The 13971-nt window shown below is 72.9% G+C and carries 14 protein-coding genes; 9 read left to right on the top strand and 5 right to left on the bottom strand.

All coding sequences use genetic code 11. The features are described 5' to 3' along the window. Together ACLIYP_RS16700 and ACLIYP_RS16695 are read right to left on the bottom strand one after the other, a co-directional pair. The coding region (locus ACLIYP_RS16700; protein ID WP_412713923.1) for a substrate-binding domain-containing protein at positions 1 to 2542 on the bottom strand (2542 nt) is incomplete at its 3' end. Positions 2543 to 2706: 164 nt separating this feature from the next. Then, positions 2707 to 3678, bottom strand: coding sequence for a pectate lyase family protein (locus ACLIYP_RS16695; RefSeq protein ID WP_412713922.1), 972 nt, complete (start codon positions 3676 to 3678; stop codon positions 2707 to 2709). Between the two features lie 381 nt (positions 3679 to 4059). On the opposite strand from ACLIYP_RS16695, the gene ACLIYP_RS16690 reads away from it, so the two are divergent. The 3 genes from ACLIYP_RS16690 to ACLIYP_RS16680 all read left to right on the top strand — a co-directional run bounded on the left by ACLIYP_RS16690 (position 4060) and on the right by ACLIYP_RS16680 (position 8672). Beyond that, entirely contained in the window at positions 4060 to 5889 is a 1830-nt protein-coding gene (locus ACLIYP_RS16690) for an AMP-dependent synthetase/ligase (RefSeq protein WP_412713921.1), read from the top strand. A gap of 90 nt (positions 5890 to 5979) precedes the next feature. Then, a complete protein-coding gene (locus tag ACLIYP_RS16685; protein ID WP_412713920.1) occupies positions 5980 to 7491 on the top strand; it encodes a membrane-associated oxidoreductase in 1512 nt (503 codons plus the stop codon). Between the two features lie 152 nt (positions 7492 to 7643). Further along, positions 7644 to 8672, top strand: a complete 1029-nt coding sequence (locus tag ACLIYP_RS16680; protein WP_412713919.1) for a S66 family peptidase — start codon at positions 7644 to 7646, stop codon at positions 8670 to 8672. Between the two features lie 101 nt (positions 8673 to 8773). On the opposite strand, the gene ACLIYP_RS16675 is transcribed toward ACLIYP_RS16680, so the two are convergent. After that, positions 8774 to 9418, bottom strand: a complete 645-nt coding sequence (locus tag ACLIYP_RS16675) for a CBS domain-containing protein (protein ID WP_412713918.1) — start codon at positions 9416 to 9418, stop codon at positions 8774 to 8776. A 168-nt stretch (positions 9419 to 9586) separates the two neighbouring features. Here ACLIYP_RS16675 and ACLIYP_RS16670 point away from each other — a divergent pair, with 168 nt between their 5' ends. The 4 genes from ACLIYP_RS16670 (at position 9587) to ACLIYP_RS16655 (ending at position 11669) form a co-directional block, all read left to right on the top strand. Further along, positions 9587 to 10255, top strand: a complete 669-nt coding sequence (locus tag ACLIYP_RS16670) for a class I SAM-dependent methyltransferase (protein ID WP_412713917.1) — start codon at positions 9587 to 9589, stop codon at positions 10253 to 10255. Between the two features lie 135 nt (positions 10256 to 10390). Beyond that, complete coding sequence (locus ACLIYP_RS16665; RefSeq protein ID WP_394637417.1) at positions 10391 to 10684, top strand: ArsR/SmtB family transcription factor; 294 nt, start codon at positions 10391 to 10393, stop codon at positions 10682 to 10684. Next, positions 10681 to 11067 (top strand): VOC family protein, encoded by a 387-nt coding sequence (locus tag ACLIYP_RS16660; protein WP_412713928.1) that lies wholly within the window; start codon positions 10681 to 10683, stop codon positions 11065 to 11067. The genes ACLIYP_RS16665 and ACLIYP_RS16660 overlap by 4 nt, the downstream gene beginning before the upstream one ends. A 74-nt stretch (positions 11068 to 11141) precedes the next feature. Further along, the gene (locus ACLIYP_RS16655; protein WP_412713916.1) at positions 11142 to 11669 is read left to right on the top strand and encodes a DinB family protein; all 528 of its coding nucleotides are present in this window, start codon (positions 11142 to 11144) and stop codon (positions 11667 to 11669) included. Positions 11670 to 11697: 28 nt separating this feature from the next. On the opposite strand, the gene ACLIYP_RS16650 is transcribed toward ACLIYP_RS16655, so the two are convergent. Together ACLIYP_RS16650 and ACLIYP_RS16645 are read right to left on the bottom strand one after the other, a co-directional pair. Next, positions 11698 to 12204: a GNAT family N-acetyltransferase gene (locus tag ACLIYP_RS16650; protein ID WP_412713915.1), complete on the bottom strand. Its 507-nt coding sequence runs from the start codon at positions 12202 to 12204 to the stop codon at positions 11698 to 11700. A 65-nt stretch (positions 12205 to 12269) separates the two neighbouring features. Continuing rightward, the gene (locus ACLIYP_RS16645) at positions 12270 to 12737 is read right to left on the bottom strand and encodes an ATP-binding protein (protein WP_412713914.1); all 468 of its coding nucleotides are present in this window, start codon (positions 12735 to 12737) and stop codon (positions 12270 to 12272) included. 176 nt (positions 12738 to 12913) lie between these two features. Here ACLIYP_RS16645 and ACLIYP_RS16640 point away from each other — a divergent pair, with 176 nt between their 5' ends. Both ACLIYP_RS16640 and ACLIYP_RS16635 read left to right on the top strand, forming a co-directional pair. Then, positions 12914 to 13825 carry a helix-turn-helix domain-containing protein gene (locus tag ACLIYP_RS16640; protein ID WP_412713927.1) on the top strand — a complete coding sequence of 304 codons (912 nt, stop codon included), beginning with the start codon at positions 12914 to 12916 and terminating at the stop codon, positions 13823 to 13825. Next, a complete protein-coding gene (locus ACLIYP_RS16635; RefSeq protein ID WP_412713913.1) occupies positions 13788 to 13916 on the top strand; it encodes a DUF397 domain-containing protein in 129 nt (42 codons plus the stop codon). The genes ACLIYP_RS16640 and ACLIYP_RS16635 overlap by 38 nt, the downstream gene beginning before the upstream one ends. Positions 13917 to 13971: the final 55 nt, after the last annotated feature.

Raw genomic sequence — 13971 nt, 5'->3', positions numbered from 1 at the left:
AGCCGCTGCCGGCGGGGCCGCGGTCGAGGGCGACCGTTCCGCCGTGCAGGGCGGCCAGGCGCCGGGCGATGGCGAGGCCGAGGCGCGAGCCGGGGGCGCCGGCGGCGAAGGGCTGGAACAGGTGCTCGGCCTCGCCCGGCGGTACGCGCAGTCCCGTGGCCAGGACGCGGACGCGCAGCAGGGCGGGCAGGACCTCTGCGGTGAGCCGCAGCCGCCCGCCGTCGGCGAGGTGCCCGGCGGCGGCCAGCAGGTTGAGGACGATCTGGCGCAGCCGCGGGGCGTCGGCCTGTACGGCGGGCAGCCGGCGGGGCAGGGCGAGCCTGCGGTCGGCCGAGGCGAGGAGGGGGTGCCGGGCGGCGCCGTGGAACGCCTCGACGAGCACCGGGAGCGGGTCCAGCAGCAGCCGGGACAGGTCGAGGGCGTCGATCTCGGACCGGGACAGGTCCAGCAGGTCGTCGATCAGGCGCAGCAGGCGTGCGGCGTCGCCGTGCACGCGGCGGAGGGCGTCGGCCGCGCCGGTGTCGGTACCGGTGTCAGTGCCGATGTCCGGGCCGGAGCCAGGGCCGGGGACGCGGGTGTGGCGCAGGATGGCCTCGACCGGGGTGCGCAGTTCGTCGGTGGCGTTGTCCAGCAGCCGGGTCTTGAGCCTGCTGGCCCGTTCGGCCGCGTCGCGGGCCCGGCGGACCTCGTCGAAGAGCCGGATGCCCTTGAGCGCGGCGCTGATCTGGTCGCCGAGTGCCCGGTAGAGCGCGCCCCGGCGCGCGGCGGCAGTGCCCGTTCCCCCGTCCGGGCCCCCGCCCGGCCCCTCGCCCGGTCCGCCGTCGAAGAGCGCGAAGCCGAGTTGCTCCTCGCCGATGTGGAGGGGTTCGACGACCAGGGTGAAGCGGCGGTCCTGGGGCAGCAGCCGGTCCGGCAGCAGCAGCCGGGCCGGATGGGGCGCACCGTCGTCGTCCCACTCCGGCCGGGAGCGCCCGGGCTCCCCCGGCCCGTCCAGCCTGCCCGGTCCGACGGGTGCGCCGGGTGCGCCGACGGGTACGGGCACCGGCCGGGCCAGGAGGCGGCCGGTGCCCTCCCCGCTTCGGTGCCCGTCCTCGTAGAGCGCCAGACGGCAGCCCGGCACACCGGTGTCCGGCAGATGGCGGGCGAGCGCGCCGGTGAGCGCCTCCATGTCCACGGCGGTGGTCAGCGCGGTGCCCAGCTCCCGCAGCCGGCGCGCGTCCTGCTGCTCGGCCCAGCGCTCGTACTCCAGCAGCCGGTGGGACTTGTCGGCCACCATCAACCGGGCCTGTCCCAGGAGCCGTTCGGCCCTCGCCCGGGCCTCGGGGGCCAGGCGCGGGGCGAGCAGGCCGCGGGCGCGCAGCAGCGAGCGGTCCCACTCGGCCGCGTCCCCGGCGGTGCGGACGCGGTCGCCGACCAGACGCTCGACCAGCGGGAGGAAGGCCTCGCCCCGGCCGTCGGCGGCCTCTCCCCCGCCAGGATCCAGGTCCGTGCGCAGCGCGCCGGCCAGCGCCGTTCCGTGCTCGGGCAGTTCCTCGAACGGCTCCCCGCACCCCTGGTCCTCCACGGCCGCATCCCGGGCCTCCCGGGCCTCGGGCGCTCCCCACGCCCCCTGGGTGACAAGCGGCGAGTGGCAGCCGCAGGAGCGGCGCACGACCAGGGCGCCCGGCACCGCGCGCCGGGCCGGCGGCGCCGTGCCGCGCAGCCGGGCGAGGAGGGTGTCCACGGCCAGCTCCCCGAGCTCCGCGAAGGGCAGGGCGACCGAGGTCAGCGGCGGGTCCGCCAGCCGGGCCTCCAGCGAGTCGTTGAAGCCGACGACGGCCACGTCCTCGGGCACCCGTACGCCGCGCCCGGTCAGGAAGCGCAGGGCGTCGGCGGCCAGGACGTCGCTGCAGGCGACCACCGCGTCGAAGTCGCGGCCGGGCCGCAGGCCCCGTACGTCGGTCAGGACCCGCATCGCGGCGGCGCCGGCCCCGCCGCCGAAGTCCGCCGAGGCGACTGTCAGGGAGCGGTCCGGGGTGATGCGGTGGCGGGCGAGGGCGTCGGTGTAGGCGCGGTGGCGGTCGCGGGAGACGGGGTTCGCCAGCGGCCCGCGCACACAGGCGAGCCGGCGGCGGCCGTGGTCCCTCACCAGGTGGCTGACGGCCGCGCGCATCCCGGCGTAGCTGTCCAGCTGGAGGGTCTCGTGCCCCTCCAGGGCCCGGTTGAGGCTGACGACCGGTAACTCCCGCAGCCGCCGCACCAGCCGGGCGGCCCGCTCGTCGCCGCCGTCCGGCAGGCCGAGGGTGGAGGTCCAGCAGATGACGCCGTCCAGCCGTTCGGGGCCGACCAGTTCGTACAGCGCGGTGCGCGGCGCGCCCGCGGGCCGCAGGGGGCCTCCGGGGAAGCACACCAGGTTGACGTCGCACCGCTCGGCCGCCGCCAGGACGCCCGACCACAGGGTCGCGCCGACGCCCAGGTGGATGTTGGCCGTGACCAGCCCGAGGGTGGGTCTTCCCTTCCCCGTGCCTTCCCTCCGCGCCGGTGCGGCTCCGCGTTCCGCCATGGCCTGCCTCGCTCGTCGCTCGGTGACGGCCCCCTCGCCCTGCGGTGTCCCCTCCCCGGGGCGCAGGACGATAGCGGCGGGTACGCGTCCGGGCAAGACAGACCGTGGTCTGCCCTGCCCGGACGGTGTGGGGTGGGTGGGGTGGTCCGGCGGACGGTGGCGGGTCAGATCTTCCCGACGCCCGCGCCCGCGGTGACGATCGACTTCACCGACGAGGCGTTGTCGGCGGTGTAGCCGTAGGGGATGGAGGCGACGGAGCCGCCGGTCTCGCCCGGGCCGGAGTTGACGAAGTGGTTGTTCCTGGCCGCCAGGCCGCCGTCGTCCGAGGAGCCCTCACCGCGGTGGAAGGGGTCCTCGACGTTCTCGAAGTAGTTGCCCTCCACCAGCACGCCGGCGTTCTCGGTGGAGGCCACACCGTAACTGCCGATGTTGCTGTAGTAGTTGTTCAGGACGTGGACGGGGTTGCCGAAGCGGACCCGCGGGTGGCGCTGGTTGGTCCCGTCGAACCAGTTGTGGTCGTAGGTGACCCGCAGCTTGCCGCTGTCCTCGCCGCCGTTGCTGTCGGAGTGTCCGAGCAGGAACGTCTTGTCGTGGTCGTGGACGCGGTTCCAGGAGACCGTGATGAGGTCCGAGGCGCGCTTGATGTCGAGGGCGCCGTCGTTGGCGTTCGAGATGTCGTTGTGGTCGATCCAGACCTTGGTGGAGTACTGGACGTTGATGGCGTCGTCGTTCGAGCCGGTGAAGGTCAGGTTGCGGATGATCACGTTGCTGACGTTGCTGACGTTCAGCCCGCTGCCGGTGATCTTCCCGGAGGTGCCCACGCCGACGATGGTCTTGTTGGACGCCACCTTGGTCATGCCGCTGAGGTTGATGGTGCCGTTGACCTGGACGACCTTCGAACCGCTGCTCTGCACTTCCTGGACGAACTGGCTCGCGTTCGTCACGGTGACGGTGGGTCCGCCCGCGCCGCCGGTGGTGCCGGCGCCGAAGCCGATGGGCGAGTTGGCCGCCAGCGGGCTCGGCGCCGGCGCCTCCGCGGCCGAGCCGCTGAGCGCGTTGACACCGGTGAGGGTCATGGCGGCGGCCGTGGCGGCCGCGGCGCCGATCAGCTTGAAGCGTGCGCTCGTCCTGCGCATGGGGGGTGCTCCATCCGATGAGGGGGGATTTCACGGACACGCATGCGTGTGTTCGTTCCGTTACCGCGCGGCGACTCGTCTCCGATGCTAGGGCGGCGTCTGTGGACGATGACGGTTGCCGTGTGGACTATGGCGCGCACATGGCCGTAGGCCCCCTCACCGGTCGAACGGCCCGTGAACGCGGCGGAGTCCACGGCGCGGCCCGGCGAGCCCGGCGGCGCCCGAGGGGTGCGGCAGCGTCCGGACCGCCCGGCCCGTCCGGAAGACTCGTACAGGAGAACGGTTTTTGATCAAGGCCTGTGCAACGGGTGCGTTCATCGGTATTTTTCGCCCCCTGCCGCCCGGGAAGCGATGCGGCAGAGGTCCGGTTATGGGGGTGCCGTGCGCGATTTCAGCCTTCCGCCCGTGGTGGAGCCGATGCGAACGGGAGGGTTGGCGGACTCGGTCCACGAACTGGCCGAGCGCGACCCCGGCTTCGCACAGCTCGCCCGCCGCGAGGACCCGGCGGGCGGTGAGTGGGCCACCGTCACCGCCGCAGCCTTCCTCGGCGAGGTGAGGACCCTGGCCAAGGGCCTGCTGGCCGACGGCATACGGTTCGACGACCGGGTCGCGGTGATGGCCCGCACCCGCTACGAGTGGACGCTGTTCAGCTACGCGCTGTGGACGATCGGCGCCCAGGTCGTGCCCGTCTACCCCACCTCCTCCGCCGAGCAGGTGCGCTGGATCCTGGCCGACGCGCAGGTGGTGGCGATCGTCGTCGAGCACGAGGAGCACGCCATGACGGTGGGCTCGGTGTGCGACGCGGCACCGTCGCTGCGCCGCATCTGGCAGCTCGACACCGGCTGCGTACGGGAGTTGGCCGAGCTGGGGCGCGGCGTCACCGACGATCTGGTGGACCGCCACCGCCTCGCGGTGACACCGCGCTCGGTCGCCGCCGTCACCTACACCTCCGGCACCACCGGGCGCCCCAAGGGCTGTGTGATCACCCACGCCAACCTCGCGGCCGAGTGCGACATCCTGCTCGCCGGATGGCCCGGCCTCGTCGCCGCGCAGGGCGAGCGGCCGTCCATCCTCGCCTTCCTGCCGCTGTCCCACATCTACGGACTGATGGTGCAGGTCTTCTGCATCCGCAACGGCATACTGCTGGGCCACCAGCCCGAGATCGCGCCCTCCCGGCTGCTGCCCGCGCTCGCGTCCTTCCGGCCGACGTTCGTCTTCGCCGTCCCCTACGTCTTCGAGAAGATCTACCGCAGGGCGCGGCAGGCCGCCCTGGAGGCGGGCAAGGGCGAGGTGTTCGACCGGGCGATGGACGTCGCGGTGCGCTACGCCGAGGCCGTCGAACGGCACAACGCGGGCGCGGGTCCCGGCCCGGGCCCGATGCTCAGGGCCTCGCACGCGGTCTTCGACCGCACCGTCTACCGGAAGCTGCGGGCTGTGCTGGGCGGACGTGTGCGGTACGCGGTCTCGGGCGGCTCCACGCTGCGGCGCGAACTCGGCCTGATCTTCGCCGGCGCCGGGATCACCGTCTACGACGGCTACGGACTGACCGAGACCACCGCGGCGGTGACCGGCCAGCCGATGGGCCGCGTCAAGTTCGGCACGGTGGGCCGCCCGATGCCGGGCCACTCCGTCCACATCGCCCGCGACGGGGAGATCTGGGTGCACGGCGACGTCGTCTTCGCCGGCTACCTCAACGACCCCGAGTCGACCGCCAGGGTGCTGCGGGACGGCTGGTTCGCCACCGGCGACGTCGGCCACCTGGACGACGAGGGCTATCTGGTCATCACCGGGCGCAAGAAGGACATCATCGTCACCAGCGGCGGCAAGAGCGTCGCCCCCCAGGTCCTGGAGGACCGCGTCCGCGCCCATCCGCTGGTCTCCCAGTGCCTGGTCGTCGGCGACGACCGCCCCTACGTCGCGGCGCTGATCACCCTCGACCCCGATGCGGTGGAGCACTGGTTCCGGCTGCGCGAGAGGGAGCCGCTGTCCCCCCGGGAGATCCCGCGCGACGAGGAGCTGCGCGCGGAGGTGCAGCGGGCGGTGTCCAAGGCCAACAACGCGGTGTCGCGGGCGGAGTCCATCCGGGCCTTCCGGATACTGCCCGCGGAGTTCAGCATGACGGAGGGACTGGTCACGCCGTCGCTGAAGATGCGGCGGGCGGCGATCACGAAGATGTACGAGGCGGAGATCGAGGCCCTCTACGCCTCCTGAGCCCGGCGCCCGGATCACACGGAATTCCCGAAAATCCATGCCTGGAAACGGAGTTGACGCTCCCGGCGGGTCCACGGCACCACCCGCCGGGTGGAGATCACCGACCTCACCCCGGCCGAGCTCCGCGTGTGGCGGGCGTTCCCGCTCAACGAGGGCGTCGACCTCCGCGAGAGCGCGGACGACGACCCGGCGGACGGCGCGTCGTGGGGCCCCGGGCGCACCGTACGCGCCGAGGTCCTGCGGACGCTGCTGCTCGGCGGCCCCGCCACCGGTGACCGGGTGCCCGGCCTGAAGCTGACGGGCGCGCGCGTCACCGGGAAGCTGGACCTCATGTACGGGACGGTCGAGCCCGCCGTGCGGCTGCGGTCCTGCCACTTCGAGAAGCCGCCGAACCTGTACGGGGCGCAGGTCCGCGCCCTCGTCCTGAGCGGCTCGGTGCTCCCCGGCCTCACCGCCGGCACCCTCCACGTCGACATCGTGCTGCGGATGACCGGCTGCCGGGTCACCGGCCCCGTACGGCTCGCGGGGGCACGGCTGTCCGGGGCGCTCTTCCTCGACGGCGCGGTGCTGGGCGTCCCCGGAGCGCGAGGCGGCCGGCCGCCGGGCCCGGAGCGGGAGGATCCCGGGGAACGGCCGGAACCGGTCCTCCAGCTCGACCACGCGACGGTCGGCGCCGACGTCTGGGCCGTGAGCCTCACCGCCCACGGCCGGGTGCGGATGGACGGCGCCACCGTGGGCGGACTGGTGAACCTCGACGACGCCGAACTGCACGACCGGGGCGGTCTCGCCCTGGAGGCCGAGACCCTGTCGGTCGGCACCGACCTGCGCGCCGCCCGGCTGCGCGCCCGCGGCATGGTCAACCTCAGCGGCGCCACGATCCCCCGCCGGCTCGTCCTGAGCTCAGCGCGGCTCTCCAACCCCGCCGGGCAGGCGCTGCGGGCCAGCGTCAGCACCGTCGGCGAACTGTGGCTGCGCGGCACGGCCCCGGTGCAGGGGGCCGTGAACCTGCGCGGCGCCCAGCTCGACCTGCTGGAAGCCGCCCCGGAGGTGTGGCCCGAGCGGGTCAGGATCGACGGGCTCACCTACCGGCGGCTGTCCCCCCACCTGCCCGCCGAGCGGCGGCTGCCGCTGCTGGAACGCGAGGAGACGGGTTATCTCCCTTACGCATACGAGCAGTTGGCCACCGCCTACCGCACCGCGGGCGACGAGGTGGGCGCCCGCACCGTGCAACTGGCCAAGCTCCGGCGCCACCGCCGCACCCTGCCCCCGCACGCCAGGCTCTGGGGGTACGTCCAGGACGTGACCGTCGGTTACGGCTTCCGCCCGATGCGCGCCGCCGGATGGCTGCTGGTGCTGCTGCTCACCGGCGCACTGGCCTTCGCCCGGGAGCGTCCCCGCCCGCTCAAGGCCGACGAGGCTCCCGACTTCAACCCCGTCTTCTACACCCTCGACCTGCTGCTGCCGATCATCGGCTTCGGCCAGGAGGCCGCCTTCGCGCCCCGGGGCGTGCACCAGTGGCTGGCGTACCTGCTCATCGTCACGGGCTGGATCCTGGCCACGACCACCGCGGCGGGCGTCACCCGCGCCCTCAGCCGCCAGTGACCGCAGCCGCGCCGGGCGCCCCCGGCGTCCCGGGCCGGCCGACGCACGGTGACGGCGCACGGTGACGGCGCACGGTGACGGCGCACGGCCCACCGCCCCGCAGCTCCGAAATCCCCTGGGTCGCCGGGCGGTCCGCGTGCCAGACTCCGCGCATGTCGATCCGGTATCCCGCTCCCCTGCGCCCCGGTGACCGCGTCGCCGTCACCTCCCCCTCCAGCGGAGTCCCCGAGGAACTGCGCGAACGGCTGGAGGTGGCCGTCCGCGAGGTCGAGAGGCGCGGCTACGAGGTGGTCGTCGGCGACTGCATGGACGGCTCCGGACACCTCAGCGCTCCCGCCGCGGACCGGGCGGCCGAGCTGACGGCGATGCTGACCGACCCCGGCATCAGGGCCGTGGTGCCGCCATGGGGCGGCGAGACCGCCATCGACCTGCTCCCCCTGCTGGACTGGGACCGGTTGCGCGCCGCCGACCCCACCTGGCTGGTCGGGTTCTCCGACGTCTCGACCCTCCTCACCCCGCTCACGCTCCTCACCGGGACCGCCACCCTCCACGGCAACAACCTGATGGACACCCCCTACCGGGTGCCCGAAGGCCTGCTCTCCTGGCTCGACATCGCCGCCATGCCGGAGGGCAGCGGCTTCACGCAGACCCCGCCGGGCCGCCACCGGTCCGGCGGGTGGGACGACTTCCACGCCCACCCGGAGGTGCGGGAGTACACGCTGGATGCCGCCGGCGGATGGGCCAGGCTGGACGGCGACGGTGACGTGGAGGCCGAGGGGCGCCTCATCGGCGGCTGCGTGGAGACGCTGTGCAACATCGCGGGAACGCCGTACGGCGATGTCTCCGCCTTCGCCCGTGCCCACGCGCCCGAGGGGCTGATCGTGTACGTCGAGGCGGCCGAGCAGGACGCCTTCACCATCTGCCGCAGCCTCCACGGCATGAGGCTCGCCGGGTTCTTCGACGCCGCGAACGCCGTCCTCGTCGGCCGCACCGCGGCCCCCGACAGCGCCTCCCTCACCCAGCACGAGGCCGTGCTCGACGCCCTCGGACCGCTGGGCGTGCCGATCGTCGCCGACGTGGAGTGCGGGCACGTCCCCCCGTACCTGCCCCTGGTCAACGGGGCGCGCGGCCGTGTCATCAGCACCCCGGAGAGGAACGAGATCGTGCAGACACTGGACTGACGCCACGGACGCGCGGCCCTTCGGTGACGTCCCGGTCCTGCGCTCGGCCGTCGGCGTGGCCGCCCGGCGGAAGGGGCGGACCGGCGGAAGGGGCGGAACGCTCAGCCCGCCCGGCCTGCGGTGAGGTGGGCCTCCACCGCCGCGACACCGTCGACGCCCTGGCACAGGCCCACGACCACCGGGACGAGACGCGGCTCCGGGACGTCCCCCCGAAGGGTGACGACCCCGTCCCGGACCTCGACCGCGACGGCGTCCTCGTCCAGGCCGAGGATGTCCCCCAGGACGTCCTGCTCGACCTCGTCGCGGATCTCGGCGTCGGAGCGGATGAAGACGTCGAGCAGGTCGCTGCGGGTGACGATGCCGGTGAGGAGCCCGTCCTCGTCGACCACCGGCAGTTGCTTGACGTGCCGCCTGCGCAGTTCCCGCGCGACCCGGGGGATCGTCCAGTCGGCGCGGGCGGTGAAGACGGGGCTGCTCATGAGCGCGCCCGCGGTCCGGGCCCGGGCCTTGCCCCAGGAGCGCTCGTCGTCCCCGTCCTGCCCCTGCGGATCGGGCATGCCGGTCTCGTGCCGCAGCACGTCGGAGGCGGAGACGACACCGACGGGGGCGCCGTCGTCGTCGACGACCGGGGCCGCGACGATGTCGTTCGCGTCCATCAGGGCGGCGGCCTCCGGCAGCGGAGTGTCGGGGCGGAAGGTGACCACGTCCTCGGTCATCACGTCACCGACCGTGTGGCGGTACAGCATGGCATCGGCCTCCTCCGCGTTACGGCTGGGCCGCCGCGCCCTCGCCGGCCCGTCCGCGCCGTCCTCCCTACCCATGACAGCACCGCGCCGCTCCGGCGGCCAGTGCCGTTCGGCCCGACGGGGAGGTCTGTGGTCCCGCGACCAGGGCCGCTGTCCTATCCTCGGCCGATGCGCTTACACCCCATCGACCGCCCGGCCGATCTCGACACGGTCCGTGAGTCCTACGACCGGGTGGCCGACAACTACGTTCACATGGTCCGGACGACGGGCTGCGGCGACATCCGCACCCATCCCTGGCTCAAGGCGTCGATCGACGCCTTCGCCGACACCGTGCGCGGACTCGGCCCCGTCCTCGACGTCGGCTGCGGCCCCGGAACGGTGACCGCCTACCTCGCCGAACGCGGACTCGACGTGTCCGGGGTCGACCTCTCCCCCCGCATGATCGAGAACGCGCGCCGCCTCTACCCGCACTGCCGCTTCGACGTCGCCTCCGCCACCGACCTCGACCTCGGTGAGGCGTCCCTGGGCGGCGTGCTCGGGTGGTGGTCGCTGTTCAACCTCCCCCGCGACGTCCTCCCCCAGGTCCTCGCCATGTTCGCGCGCGCCCTGAAGCCGGGCGGGCACCTCATCACGGCGACGCACGTCGGCGACGAGGACATCGCGCGCACCGAGGCCTACGGAGGTGTCCCCGTCCGCTGGACGACACACCAGTGGCGGCCGGAGAAGCTCGTTGAGCTGATCGAGCGGGCCGGCCTGCACCCGGTCGCCGAGCTCCGCCTGCCCGCCGAGGAGCAGACCGGTCCGGGCGTGGTCGTCATGGCAAGGCGCCCCGGCTGAGGCACGGGCGCCGGGCCCCGTCGCCCGGCGCCTGCCGCCGCCGTCCGCCGTCCGCCGGCGGGGCCCGCCTCCTCGATCGGACGAGGGCGGCACGCCTCTTGATAGGCAAGCGGTCACTTGCCTATTGTGTTGGCCGTGGCGGAGGACCTCTTCAAGGCACTGGCCGACCCCACCCGCCGGCGCATCCTCGACGAGCTGGTGGAGCGGGACGGCCAGACCCTCTTCGAGATTTGCGCACGGCTGGCGACCAAGCACGGTCTGGGGCTGTCCCGCCAGGCGATCAGCCAGCACCTGGCCGTACTGGAGTCCGCCGGTCTGGTCGTCTCACGGCGCCAGGGCCGCTACAAGTTCCACGACCTGAACACCGAACCCCTCGAACTCATCGTGACCCGATGGCTCAGGCCCGACACCCCGGAGAGCACACCATGAGGATCCACCTCACCAGCGTCTTCGTCGACGACCAGGACAAAGCCCTGCGCTTCTACACCGACGTGCTGGGCTTCGTGAAGAAGCACGACGTCCCGCTGGGTACGGACCGGTGGCTGACCGTGGTCTCGCCGGAGGATCCCGACGGAACCGAACTGCTGCTCGAACCCTCCGGCCATCCCGCGGTGCGGCCGTACAGGACGGCACTGGCCGAGGACGGCATCCCGGCCGCCTCCTTCGCCGTGGACGACGTACGGGCGGAGTTCGACCGGCTGCGCGGGCTCGGGGTGCGCTTCACCCAGGAGCCGCTGGAGATGGGCGCGATCACCACCGCGGTCCTGGACGACACCTGCGGCAACCTGATTCAGATCGCGCACAGCGGGTGAGGCGCCGGCCCGGGCACCGTTCGCCGCTTCGGGGATGATCTACGGCAGGACACCCGCCCGAAGAGGGAGAGCACATGGCCACGACACCGGACGGCCGAACCGTCCCGCCGCCGCACGCCGACGAACGCACCATGCTGGAGGGCTGGTTGGACTTCCACCGGGAGACCCTGGTGCTGAAGTGCTCGGGGCTGGACGACCGCGGCCTCCGTACCGCCCCGCTGGAACCGTCGCAGATGACGCTGCTGGGCCTGGTCCAGCACCTGGCGGAGATCGAACGCAACTGGTTCCAGCGGGTCTTCGCCGGACTCGACGTGCCGCCGGTCCACGCGGACGCCGGCCGGGACGGCTTCGGGCTCGTCCCGGAGCGCGGCATGGACGAGGCGCTGGCCGCCTGGCGCGCCGAGGTCGCGCGGGGACGCGAACTGACCGCCGGCGCCTCGCTGGAGGCGACCGGCAGACTCTCGGAGCAGGAGGCCGCGCACCTGGGCAGCGAGGACGTCTCGCTGCGCTGGATCCTGGTCCACCTGATCGAGGAGTACGCACGCCACAACGGCCACGCGGACCTGCTCCGGGAGCGCCTCGACGGCACCACCGGCCCCTGAGCGAACCCGCGCCGGCACCGCTGTGGTGTCACAGTGCCCGGCGCATACAGACCCGCGGCCATCGGTCCAGGCCGTGGGCCGCTTCGCGCTCGCGGATCTTCCGCAGACCGGGAGCGAGCCCGGTGTCGTCCATGATCTGGAAACCGCAGCGTGCGTAATAAGGGGCGTTCCACGGGACCTGGGCGAACGTGGTGAGAGTCAGAGCGGGTGCGCCCTCGCGCGTGGCGTGTGCCGCCAGATGCTCCAGCAGCGACCGGCCGACACCGCGGCGCGCGCTGTCCGGATGCACCGAGACCTGCTCGACGTGGAGGTTGCCGTCGACACGGTCGGCGATCAGGTATGCGACCGGGACATCGGCGCCGTTGGCCACGACCCAGGCCAGCCCGGCATGGTGGTAGCGGGCGAGCTCACCGAGCGAGAGCGGCTCGTCCTCGGCGATCTCCGGCATGCCGATGTCCCGGAAGCACTGCCCGGCGGCCCTCTCGATGTCCTGGAGGACGGGCAGCTCGTTCAGGCGCACAGCTCGGATGGACATGCACGCATTCTCCACGGCACACCGGAAGGCACCGGCGAACACCCCGGCACAACCGCCCGGTCCTTTCAGTGGTCCAGGGCCGCCACCTCGGCCCAGACCGTCTTGCCGACGGGGTCGCGCGGGACCGCGCCCCAGCGGGTGGCGAGGATGTCCACCAGGAGCAGGCCGCGCCCCGACTCGTCGTCGGCGGACGGCGAGGGCGGAGCGGCCGGAGGCGGGACCGGGGAGGCGTCCGAGACCTCGATGCGGACCACGTTCCCCCGCACTTCGAGCGCGAGACGGAAGCCGCGTCCGGGCACGCGGCCGTGCCGTACCGCGTTGGCGGCCAGCTCACCGACCAGCAGGGAGACGGTGCACGAGAGGTCCGATACGGCCGGCCACCCCCACTCCTCCATGCGCCGCACGGCGAGCTTCCGGGCGAGCCGCGCGCCCTTGGCGGATGACGTGAACCGCATGGTGAACAGCCGGGGTTCGGGGCCTCCCGGGTGTGCCGCGCCCGGCTGCGGGTCTTCGTCGGGCGTGGTCGTCGTCATCAGCACGAAAGTCGTCCTTCGCTTCCTCGTTCGATCCGCAACGTAGGCGGATCATTACGTTCCGTGCTTCAGGATCGACCGGCGAGCCTAGGCTCGGAAGGGGATGAAGCCTTACCTTCCAGCCTGTAAGAAACGGAAGTGATGTTTTGGCCAAGGATGTTGATCCCGGGGCATCGATGGCGGCCCTGTTCGGCTCGCGGGTGCGCAGACTCCGCGTCGCCGCCGGGCTGACCCAGGCGGAACTGGGCGAGAAGGCGCATGTGGTCGCCAGCCGGATCACCCAGGTCGAGCGGGCCTCCGGGGCGAGACCGACGCTTGAGCTGGCGCGCACGCTGGACGACGCGCTCGCAGCGGACAACCTGCTGGTCGACCTGTGGCCGTACGTCTACCGCGAGACGTTCCCCGACTGGTCGCGCAGGTTCATCCACCTCTCGGAGCGGGCGGTGTCCATCAAGCAGTACGCGGCGCACGTGGTACCCGGTCTTCTCCAGACCGAGGACTACGCACGGGCCGTACTGAGCCTTGACGTACTCCTCAAGAGCCGGGAGCAGTTGGAGGAGCGAATCGCCGCACGACTGGCGCGGCAGGGGCGACTCCGGTCATCCGACTGCCCGGACCTGTGGGTTGTCTTGGACGAAGCGGTGTTGAGGCGTCCGATCGGCGACCGTTCCGTCATGCGTGACCAGTTGGTCCGACTGTTGGAGGCCGCCCAAGAGTTCCGCATCACCGTGCAGGTGCTGCCGTTCGGACAAGGCGGGCACGAGGCGCTGGGTGGTTCGCTCACAGTGCTGGAACTCCCGAACGGCTCGGAAGTGGCCTACAAGGAGGGCGCCGACTTTGGTCAGCTCATCGAGGAGCCGTCCGAAGTCAAGCGCTACTCGGAGATTTACGATCGGCTGCGGGCGGCAGCCCTGCCCCCGCTCATGTCGCTCGACATGATCCGATCCGCGCTGGAGGACAACCGTGAAGCGAGTGTCCCGTCCCGATCTCAACGGCGCCGAGTGGCGCAGGAGCAGCTACAGCAACCAGGCGGGTGGCGACTGCGTCGAGGTGGCCGACGGCTTCCCCGGCATCGTCCCCGTCCGTGACAGCAAGGTCCCGCACGGGCCGGTGCTGGCGTTCCCGTCGGCGTCCTGGGCTCCCTTCATAAGCGAGTTGAAGGCCGACCGCCGCGCCTGAGCGATCCGGGGGCCGGTGCGTGTCGGCTTCCCGGTCCCGCCGGACCCTCGCCCAC

The sequence above is a fragment of the Streptomyces nanhaiensis genome, from assembly GCF_046614825.1.
Taxonomy (GTDB): domain Bacteria; phylum Actinomycetota; class Actinomycetes; order Streptomycetales; family Streptomycetaceae; genus Streptomyces; species Streptomyces radiopugnans.
The sequence above is the reverse complement of the archived record's forward strand: the minus strand, read 5'-3'. Positions and strand labels throughout refer to the sequence as shown.

Coding starts and splice junctions, on each gene's coding strand:
- ACLIYP_RS16670 (WP_412713917.1), top strand. CDS start 9,587: ATGCGCTTACACCCCATCGACCGCCCGGCCGATCTCGACACGGTCCGT.
- ACLIYP_RS16655 (WP_412713916.1), top strand. CDS start 11,142: ATGGCCACGACACCGGACGGCCGAACCGTCCCGCCGCCGCACGCCGAC.
- ACLIYP_RS16645 (WP_412713914.1), bottom strand. CDS start 12,737: ATGACGACGACCACGCCCGACGAAGACCCGCAGCCGGGCGCGGCACAC.
- ACLIYP_RS16675 (WP_412713918.1), bottom strand. CDS start 9,418: ATGCTGTACCGCCACACGGTCGGTGACGTGATGACCGAGGACGTGGTC.
- ACLIYP_RS16640 (WP_412713927.1), top strand. CDS start 12,914: ATGGCGGCCCTGTTCGGCTCGCGGGTGCGCAGACTCCGCGTCGCCGCC.
- ACLIYP_RS16650 (WP_412713915.1), bottom strand. CDS start 12,204: ATGTCCATCCGAGCTGTGCGCCTGAACGAGCTGCCCGTCCTCCAGGAC.
- ACLIYP_RS16695 (WP_412713922.1), bottom strand. CDS start 3,678: ATGCGCAGGACGAGCGCACGCTTCAAGCTGATCGGCGCCGCGGCCGCC.
- ACLIYP_RS16660 (WP_412713928.1), top strand. CDS start 10,681: ATGAGGATCCACCTCACCAGCGTCTTCGTCGACGACCAGGACAAAGCC.
- ACLIYP_RS16680 (WP_412713919.1), top strand. CDS start 7,644: ATGTCGATCCGGTATCCCGCTCCCCTGCGCCCCGGTGACCGCGTCGCC.